Raw genomic sequence first — 7845 nt, forward strand, 5'->3', positions numbered from 1 at the left:
GGGTTGTAAGTAATAAAACATGAGAGTTTCCTTTTTGTTTAGATTGATTTTTGACACTCATATTCTAAACGGGAAACTCTCACTTTTTAGAGTGAATTGTCAGATCAAGTCTGATCTTCTACACCACATTATAAGCGAGCAATATCAAACGCGACTTCTCGGCTGTCTTTGTTAAACTCCACCCCAATTTGGTAAACGGTTTTACCCTGACCTTGATATTTTGCCGCATAGTTGCGGTCTATAATCTGGGCAAGAGCCAGCCCTAATGCACTCGGCTTGACATCTTTTCCCACCACTTTAAATTCAAAAATATAGACGTGGTCATTCACCAATAATGTCATATCAATATTGCCGACATTGGTGGCATCTTCGGTAATAATCGGTAAACCAAGACTGGCAAAATAAGCATAAAACACACTCGCCCAGTAGCCTTCGTAGTAGGCGATGTTGTTATTTCTGTGCCAATCGTGCGGAATACTGGCAAAAAAGGCTTTGAGGACTAACTGCATACGAGCGATATCGTGTTGGATTAGGCCATCGTATAAATGAGAACGCAGCGTTGAGCCTGATTCATACTTATGTAAGTAACGGCGTAGCAACATCGTATTTAGACTTTGTTGCACCTCTTTGTTAGGGTATTTAAGGGTGTAGCCTACACCATCAAAGGTATTTACCACCTTATCAATCGTTAAATAGCCCGTTTGGAACATCAAGGAGACGGGGCTAATATCGCCCACATCAAACTTGGAGAGCAAAATATCATCAGAAATATCTTGCGAGATTTTGCCTAAATCGATGTTCTCATTGACTAATTTATCAATCAAAAAGGTTGGCGAACCCGTTTCAAACCAATAAGGCTTGTAAACTCGTTCTTCATTAGAGAAAAAAAACAACACATCAAACGGGTTATAGACACTCTCCCCCGACCAATTATAGCCGTTGTACCAATTCTTCAACTCGCTTAAATCCACACCCGATAATTCAGGGGCAAACACAGTTTCTAATTCAGACTGAGTATAGCCACATAAATCGGAGAATTGTTTGTCGAGTGTTGCATCGTACAGATTGTTTAAGCCTGAAAAGAGGTTGATTTTGCTGAATTTGGAGACGCCTGTGAGCATTGCAAAGCGAATATTCGCATCTTGCCCTTTAATCACGGAGTAAAAATCACGCAAAATATCTCGCATTTCAATCGCAATTTCTGCGTTTTCTAGGTTATCTAAAATCGCTTTATCGTATTCATCAATTAACACCACCACTTTTTGCTGGTGTTTTTCCACAATTTTGTTAATTAAATCATCAAATAATGTGCCTAACCCCACATAATTCGCTAATTCCACCTCAAATTGCTTAGCATTTTGTTGGAGCTGGGAGAGAAGCAGTTCTTCAATGGTAAGTTTTGACTTTGCCACACCTTTCGCAAAATTAAAACGGATAACAGGATATTCCTTCCCCCAATCCCAATGCTTTTCCGCATACAGCCCATCAAATAAGGCTTTGTTGCCCGAAAACAGCTCGGCGATGGTATCTAAGGTTAAACTTTTGCCAAAACGACGAGGGCGGGAGAGGAAAATAAACTCACTGGTATTGATGAGTTCAATGATTTTTTGCGTTTTATCTACATAGTAGTATTCATTGTTTTCTCTTAACTTAGCAAAGGTTTGAATACCAATAGGGAGCTGTTTTTTCATATTCTCTCCAAAAATGGGAATTAAGCGTTGATTGGAATTATAGCAGAATTGTAAATTTTTCGGGAAATTTGACTACTTGTAAGATGTAAGAAGTACGGAACGAAAAAAGCCCCATATTGCTATGGGGCTTTGGTGCTTAGGAATTAGCCTATAACGGTTTGGATATCATTATCAATGTATAGCGTATAAGTTGTTTCATCAACTTTTGTTGAATACATATTAAAGGTATCTGAACCAATTTTTGAAGTAGAGTCTAACTTGGTAAATGAATCAGTAAGATTTACTTTATCTGTTGTATCCCCCTTAATTGTTAAGGTATTTGATACACTCCCTACTTTACCTGTTGGGCTAAGTTTACCAATAGTTTCGCTGTCTAGTGTGATATCTGTAGAGGCTGTTGCAGATAATCTTATTTCACTGAGTCCTTTAAGTTCATTTAACTTAGACTCTGCCCAGTTAGTCCAATTATCTACACGGTCTGTACCATATCTTGCGTTTGGATCGCCATAAGTATAAACGTCAATGATGTTATCATTACGATTGTCGATTGTTACGTTCGCTACAGTTCCAGTATCATCATAAGACTGAGTTTCAGTGCGTGTACCATAGTAGTTTGTGACAGAACGCTTAGTCCATTTACCACCCCATACATCGCTGTATCCGGTAAATTTAATTAAACTATCATTATCTCTAACAGGGAGGCCCATTGTTTGGTTCTTAAGATTAATAGTGTTATTGTCATTATTAATATCAGAAAATATTGCTGTTTGATAACCTTTATCATCGTAGAGTATATCCAATTTCCCTGCGATTTTTGGGCTGCCTTGTGCACCAGCTAGAGCTTTTAACGCATCTTCATAAGATACCTTGCCACTAAATGAATATTCTTTTACTCTGTTGCCATATTCATTGTAGTAATCAAGATAGCTTGTATCATCAGTTGATATACCATCCCCTTTTCTATCAAAATAACGCCATACAGGGTTATTATCAGAGCCATATTGGGTTTCCATTATAGAAGAAGTTGGTTGATTGATACCGTTAGCAACTTCTTCACGAATAACATTACCGTAGTTATCATAGAATTTTTTTACTACTCTAGTTGCTACATCATCATTATATGTAATGATCTCAGTTTCATTTCCTAGAGGATTATATTTCTTCTCGATATAAGAATTAGGAATGCCATCGTTATCAGTGTCAATCTCCGTCTTAGTAATATTACCATTTGCATCTTTGGTATAAGTTTCAATACGATCAACTCCATCGCCGCCATTATCAATCCGTTTGACCTCTCTACCTTGCTCATCAATTTCGTAGGTTTCGATTGAGAGTACTTGATTTATCGCAGAGTAGCTTGTTTTCTTCTCTGTATAACCATTTACGTCAAGTACAAACTCATCTTTACCTGTGTAGGTTAGTTTACCATCTGCCGTCTGAGTATAATATTCAGCCGTTGTAACCTCGCCTTTCGGATTTAGAGTGTTTATGGTTACTTTATCAACCTTACCATCATTGGTTAAATCGATTCGTTTTTCCTCAATATTACCATTCGCATTTAAGGTATATTCTTCACGATAATCAAATTTACCATCTACGTTGTTATCACGCTCAAGGGAGGTTCTTTTGCCCTTTTCGTTATAGTCGTACTTCAATACTTGGTCTATGCCTTGTACGGTTTTGCCGCTATTATCGGTTGGGCGTATTTTACCTTCGGTGTTTTTATTGGCATCGTTATCCACCAACACTTCACGAACCCTGCTCAGATTATCGAACTGCTGATAATGGATCTTATCAAGAAAACCATCTCATTTGTAACGTATAAAGCCAAGTACTAAAAAGGCTAAAATCTAGCCAACTTGTTTCCTATATTATTTAGTCTAAAAAATAATCGAATACTCCATTTGATAAAAATTAGAAGAAAAAACACTCAAAGTAAAAATGGATAAAACAGTCGCTTTTTAACAAATCAAATCTGAATAAGTTAGTAGCTTGTTTTCTTGATAAGATCCATTATCAGAAGTTCGATGCTTTAGGCAACCGTACTGAGTTGTTAGTGGATAACGACGCTAACGAAGCCACAGGTAAAGCGGCGTTCGACCACGATGGCAAGCCAATCAAAGGTATCGATAGAATTGAAACCTTCGGTCGTAACACTAAAGGTCAAACCTTACAGATTGATGTGGATAACACAGGCGATGGCGAAGCTAACTCAACCACTTACCTCGTATTAGACCAATACGGTCGCACGGTGGCAAGATACTTCAACAACGACAGTAACGATTCGACAGGTAAAGCAATTACTGTTGAAATTGATGGCAAACAGGTTGAACTCAAAGGTATCGACAGCTTTGAAACCTATGAATACAACGCGAACGGTCAGCAAATTCAAATCAACCGTAACTTAAATGCGAGAGATGCGAGTGATGGCGAAGCGTTTAAAAACGACACAGGCTTTGAAGAAGTGATTTACATCGACCGTGATGAGTACGGACGTGAGAAAGGTCGTTACACTGATTTAGATAACGATAAAAACACCGGCACAGGCAATAAAGACCAAGACAACGCGATTGAGCTTCGCGATGGTCGCGTTCTGAAAGGTATTGACCGTTATGAAACCTACGAACACAACGAAAACGGCCACCACATTCAAACCAACAGAAACCTTGATGCAAAAGGCGAGTTTGAAGAAGTGGTATACCGTGATGTGGACAAAGCAAGCGGTCAATTAATGGGAGTTTATTACAACCTTGATAACGATATGAAAGACGGTGTTGCTCTCGAAGAGAAAACAGGTGAAACGGTTCGCTTAAACGATGGTCGTGAAGTAGAAGGCATTGACAACTTCACCACTTACGAGCGTGATAACCAAAACCGTGTGATTACCGAACGCTTCAATCTTGATGCGAAAGGGGAGGATGACCGAGTGTATTACTACGACTTAGACGCAAACGGCAACCGAATCGGCCAGTATCAAAACCTGGATAACGACACAACCAAAACGCTAGAAGGTGGAAGCCAAATTACTGGTACAACTCACACCTTAAAAGACGGTCGTGAAGTACAAGGTATCGAACGCTACTACGAGCACAAATTCGATGGAAACAACCGAGTTTACGAGCGTACAAGCAACCTAGACGGCAAAGACCACGCTGAAAGCGTAAGCTACTATGTGCGTGATGCGTTAGGACGTGAAATTGCCCGTTATGACAACACCAATAATGATGTGTTAAGCAACGGCAAATCGAACCTGACAGGTCATAGCCACACGATTATGCTCAACGGCAAAGAAGTAACGGTAAACGGTATCGACAGAATTGTGGAAAACACCCACAACGAATACGGTAACGTAGTCCAAACTCGCACCAACAACACGGGAGAAGCGGGGGCTGATAAGTTTACCAACATAACCGATAACGTGTACAACGAACGTCGCCAAAAAGTAGAAGACCGTTCACAAGTGAAAATTGAAGAAAGCGGAAAATTTGAACAATCTGCTGCCAATAAGTACACTTATGACATCTACAACCGTACGGCAACGCGTGAGTTTGACGCTGACTTCTCTGAAGGGAAAGATGGAGCTGAGCGAATTGAAAATTATACTTACGATAATTACGGTAGATTAATCGAAACCAAAGAAGATATCTTAGGCGATGCTATCGATGTGAATAGCCGAATGGTGCGTGAAAGAGACGAGTTTGGTCGTGATAAAGTCATTCGCAACTACCAAGCAGATGGTACGTTAATTTGGAAACGAGAGTATGAATATGATGAGTACGGCTATATAACCAAGTTTACCAACTATTCATCTGAAACTAATAAGAGCTTTATCAACAGCTATACCCGTGATGAGTTTGGTCGAGTATTTACTCTATGGGAAGATAAAAACGCTAACGAAATCTTTGATGTAGGCGACTTGAAGCAGACGCTCATCTACAACCAAAGCATAAATAGCAATTACGCTGAGCGAATTGATGAAAGTGTTAGTTCTAAAACTCATAACTTCTATACTTATGATGAGCTGAACAGACGAGTAACTAGCTTTAGAGATAAAAACGGCAACAAGCAGGTAGATGGCAATGAAGTATTTACCAAATACTCTTATATCGGAGAAACGGGTATTACAGATGTTATGGAGAACTATCGAGGAGGAGATAAACTAGAGCAATTATATGAAGTTCGCAAAATTATCTACCAAGATGCCGGTATTAGCGGTTCTCATATTGCTGCGTTAAATGAAAATGTCACTAAAGCCGAAACTACTTTATACTATGGTGTTTCAAGCTTGCATTATTCAACCAAAGATGACTACACCTCTGAAAAATGGCGTGCGTTATTGGATAATTACGAAAACAAAATTATCCAAATCAACCTAACCAATGCAAGGGCAAGTACAGACATCACGGTTGATAATGATGTTATCGCTAAAATCAGCAAGAACCCAACCTTGCGAATCAACGGTGATGGTACTGATACTGTGAGGCTGAAAGACAGTAGTGAGTTCACCAAACTTGAGGCGAAAGTAAAAGCAGGCTCTAACGAGTTCCATCAATACACCACTACGGTGGAGGGCGAATCTTACACCTTACAAATTGATACGGATATCAATGTCGTCTTGGCTTAATGTTATGTTAGCGTAACCAGCCATTAACAAGCGGTGTGTTTTCAGAAAAAATCTGCAAAACACACTATAATAAATAATGAAAAAACCTGTTGCCTAAACGGCAGCAGGTTTTCTTGTTTACAGGCTACTTTGCAGATTTTTATCTAAAAAGCACCGCTTGTTTGCCCCGTGGTGAGGTGGGGGCAAAGCAGGTTAGAGTAGGTTGATGTTTACATCGGTATCAATCAATAACGTGTAGGTTTCTTCGCCCACTTGGGTTTCATATTGGTGGTAGTCATTACCACTGACACGTTTTGTACCCTCCAGTTTGGTAAATTCCGCACTGTCTTTGAGGTTTACGGTGTCGGTTTTGTCACCAAAAATCCGCAGCTGTGAGCCGGTGATTTTGCTTAGCACATCGTTGTCCAAGGTAATCACGGTGGAGGCTCGGGCGTCTGCCATATTGATGACCTCAATCTTGTCGCCCACTTTGTCGAAGAAACGATGCCAGTTTTCGGTGGTGTAGTCTTCGTTAGAAGATACTACTGAGCCGTAAACGTTGTAGTTGAATGACTTGAATTCCTTACCTTGTGGGGCATCTAGCGTACCAATTTGTGTACCTTGATCGCCTGCGTTGATATACACAAACTTCATAATATACGTTGGGTTTTCTCCATCCGGTGCAACAAAGCGGTGAACTTCATCACGGGCATTGGTGCCGTGATAAGTATCCAAGTGCTTGGTTTCACCGTTATCCCACTGCTCATTATTATTAAAATCCTGATAGGTATAATAACGGCGTCCGAAGTCATCATATATCCAAATAGTTGGTGTTACAGTGCCATTTGCGTGGGTATCGGTAACTTTATATGCTTGACCTTGATCGTTATAAGAATACGTTCTCCAAGTATCGCCTAAGTTCAACTCGCCGTCTAAATTGCGATCACGACCGTCTACTTTCATTCTACCGTACTCATCACGCAAAAAGATTGAGCGAATGTTAATGGTATCTTCATTAGAGTAGGACGTGCTTTCTCTAACTTGATTATATAAATCAAATTTATGCACGTTTTTAGAGGTTAAGCGATCTTGGCTGTCGAAGACCCTTCTTATCGCCTCACGACCATACAAATCAAATTCACGAGTAATGTATTGGTTAATTGGCAAATCATCGCCCGTAAAGTTTCTATCTTCATGCTCAATATTACCATAGCTATTTCGGCGGTAGGTATCTATACGCTCAGCCCCCTCTTTCGAGAAGTCAGTATCAAACTCACGCGTTGCCACACGGTTGTAGATGTCATAAGTGTACTTATTTACAGGTATAGATTATTTTGTATACATTTTTCTTTGACTTTACCAAGTTATGAGGGTAGCATTTCTGCACTTATCAAAAAAACGAGGATAAATACAATGACAATACTTACAAAAAATCCAGTGAGTACAACCAGCAAAATTGAATTTGTGGAACATAACCGCCCCTCAGAAGAGCAAGTCTTTTTGATGCGAATTTTGAATGGCGAAATTACATTCAAAAGTAATGAAGAAGTG

4 protein-coding genes are annotated in these 7845 nt (G+C 39.7%); 1 reads left to right on the forward strand and 3 read right to left on the reverse strand.

Features of this window, described 5'->3' with window-relative positions:
• Positions 1 to 128 precede the first annotated feature (128 nt).
• On the reverse strand, positions 129 to 1691 hold the full coding sequence (locus ACERCG_RS11800; protein ID WP_373612252.1) for an AAA family ATPase: 1563 nt from the start codon (positions 1689 to 1691) through the stop codon (positions 129 to 131).
• Positions 1692 to 1834: 143 nt separating this feature from the next.
• Complete coding sequence (locus ACERCG_RS11805) at positions 1835 to 3433, reverse strand: hypothetical protein (RefSeq protein ID WP_373612253.1); 1599 nt, start codon at positions 3431 to 3433, stop codon at positions 1835 to 1837.
• A 314-nt stretch (positions 3434 to 3747) separates the two neighbouring features.
• Here ACERCG_RS11805 and ACERCG_RS11810 point away from each other — a divergent pair, with 314 nt between their 5' ends.
• On the forward strand, positions 3748 to 6315 hold the full coding sequence (locus tag ACERCG_RS11810) for a hypothetical protein (RefSeq protein ID WP_373612254.1): 2568 nt from the start codon (positions 3748 to 3750) through the stop codon (positions 6313 to 6315).
• Positions 6316 to 6507: 192 nt separating this feature from the next.
• On the opposite strand, the gene ACERCG_RS11815 is transcribed toward ACERCG_RS11810, so the two are convergent.
• Positions 6508 to 7581 carry a hypothetical protein gene (locus ACERCG_RS11815; protein ID WP_373612255.1) on the reverse strand — a complete coding sequence of 358 codons (1074 nt, stop codon included), beginning with the start codon at positions 7579 to 7581 and terminating at the stop codon, positions 6508 to 6510.
• Positions 7582 to 7845: the final 264 nt, after the last annotated feature.

It is taken from the genome of Mannheimia sp. E30BD (assembly GCF_041807785.1).
Taxonomy (GTDB): domain Bacteria; phylum Pseudomonadota; class Gammaproteobacteria; order Enterobacterales; family Pasteurellaceae; genus Mannheimia.

Excerpts from the sequence above, each read along its gene's own strand:
- ACERCG_RS11800 (WP_373612252.1), bottom strand. The coding sequence starts at position 1,691 with ATGAAAAAACAGCTCCCTATTGGTATTCAAACCTTTGCTAAGTTAAGA.